Consider the following 1,838-nt stretch of genomic DNA (forward strand, 5'->3'; position numbering starts at 1 on the left):
CGGGCACGTGACGAACCTCCACGCGACCGCGGCGACCCTCAACAACGGCCTGGCCGACTACCCGGCCGCACTCGCCGCGGCCCGCCGGGTCGCGGCCCAGGACGACATCTTCCTCACCGGGTCGACCCTGCCCGAGCTCATCGAGGCTGCCGTCCGCTGCGACGAGCACGCCGCCGCAGCCGAGGCGCTGGTGTCGCTCACCGAACGCGCCGAGGCGAACGGAACGAGCGTGGGCCGGGGCATCGCCGCGTACGCCCGAGGGCTGGTGACCGGCGTCGAGGACGACTTCCGGGAATCCGTGGAACTGCTCGCCGAGGGCAACCTGATGCCGTACCTGGGCCGGGCGCACCTGCTGTACGGCGAATGGCTGCGCCGCCAGGGCCGCCGCCGGGACTGCCGGCCGCACCTGCACACCGCGTACGAGCTGCTGTCCAAGGCCGGCGCCGACGGTTTCGCCCGGCGCGCGGCCGACGAGCTGCGCGCCACCGGGGAGAAGGTCCGCTCCCGGTCCGCGACGCCCTACGAGAAACTCACCATGCAGGAGGTCGCCGTGGCCCGGCTGGTCGCGTCCGGCGCCACCTCGAACGAGGTGGCGGGCCAGCTGTTCCTCAGCAAGCGCACCGTCGACGCCCACCTGCGCAGCATCTTCCGCAAGCTCGGCCTCACCTCCCGGCGCCAGCTCAAGGACCACCCCGGCCTGCTCACCGCCGACCAGCTGCCGTAGCCAGCGCCGGCCGGGAGGGTCCACGGGGTACAAACTGGCCCCGGCCGCCGGCCCCGCCCGTCACTACCGTTGCCCACCATGGATTTCCCTGTGGTCGAACGACTCATCGACGCCATCAACGCGCACGACCTGGACGCGCTCACCGCGACCTTCGCGGACGACTTCACCAGCACGTGGCCCGCTCATCCGGCCCGCTCGTTCAGCTCACCGCAGCAGGTACGCCGGAACTGGGCAACGGTGTTCACGCAGTTCCCGGAGATCCGCGTCTCAGTCACCGGATCGGCTGGATCGGCCGACGAGTTCTGGGGCGAGTTCCACTACGCACGCCCCTGCGCGGCCGACCTGCGCGGCGTGACGAGCTGGCCGGCCGGGCCGGTGTCTCCGCGGAGCACCTCAGACGCATGGAACAGGGCCGCCGCCGGCCGTCGCCGAACGTCGTCGACGCACAGGCGGCGGCCCTGCGGCTGAGCCCCGACGAGCACGGCCACCTGCGTACCCTGGCCGGTTTCGCCGCGCCCGCGGGCCGCAGCGGCCTGGTGCCGCGTGAGACCACTCCCGCGGCAGCCCCGCCGTCCGCGCGTCGATGGTCGCGGGTCTGCAGGCCGCCGCCCACCGTTATCCGGCCGACCCGCGGTTGCGGTCCCTGATCAGCGATCTGTACGCCCGCGGCGGCGCGTTCACCCGCCTGTGGGACGGTTCGCCCGACCCGCCGGACGGCCTGGACAGGCTGGACGTGCCGGACGGGCGCAGCGGGCGGACGTCGTTCGACAAGGACGTGCTGACGGTGTCACCGGGCGATCTGCGGCTCGTCGTCTTCACCCGGCCCTGATCGGCGCGGTCGCCGGCAACACTCGATACGGTCCCGTTACGCCTCTTGACCGAGCGAAGCGCGTCGATACATGCTGCCGTAATCCTACTTCTCCTATCAGTTCGAGGGGTTACGACATGCCCGTCCTCGCCACCACCCGGTCCCGGATCGGTGCCACCCTGCTCAGCGTCGTCACCGGCGCCACGCTGGGCGGCGCCGCGCCGGCGGTCGCCCGACCGGTGACCACCGACTCCGTCCTGGCCTGGTACGACGCCACCTCCGCCGCGATCGCCGCCGAGGGCGCGC

The 1,838-nt window shown here is 72.9% G+C and carries 3 protein-coding genes and 1 pseudogene; all 4 read left to right on the forward strand.

The genetic code is table 11. The features are described from left to right. Positions 1-724 (forward strand): helix-turn-helix transcriptional regulator (locus AB0C29_RS46450; RefSeq protein ID WP_360834515.1); only part of this gene is annotated, 724 nt, incomplete at its 5' end. Between the two features lie 78 nt (positions 725-802). After that, positions 803-1,192: a nuclear transport factor 2 family protein gene (locus AB0C29_RS46455; RefSeq protein ID WP_360834517.1), complete on the forward strand. Its 390-nt coding sequence runs from the start codon at positions 803-805 to the stop codon at positions 1,190-1,192. Next, complete coding sequence (locus tag AB0C29_RS46460; protein ID WP_360834519.1) at positions 1,126-1,371, forward strand: hypothetical protein; 246 nt, start codon at positions 1,126-1,128, stop codon at positions 1,369-1,371. The genes AB0C29_RS46455 and AB0C29_RS46460 overlap by 67 nt, the downstream gene beginning before the upstream one ends. After that, positions 1,302-1,553: pseudogene (locus AB0C29_RS46465) on the forward strand (transcriptional regulator); the annotation flags it as partial. The gene AB0C29_RS46460 and the pseudogene AB0C29_RS46465, both read left to right, overlap by 70 nt. Between the last annotated feature and the right edge of the window lie 285 nt (positions 1,554-1,838).

Origin of the sequence: Actinoplanes sp. NPDC048791, from assembly GCF_040650095.1 — a bacterium.
Classification (GTDB): Bacteria; Actinomycetota; Actinomycetes; order Mycobacteriales; family Micromonosporaceae; genus Actinoplanes.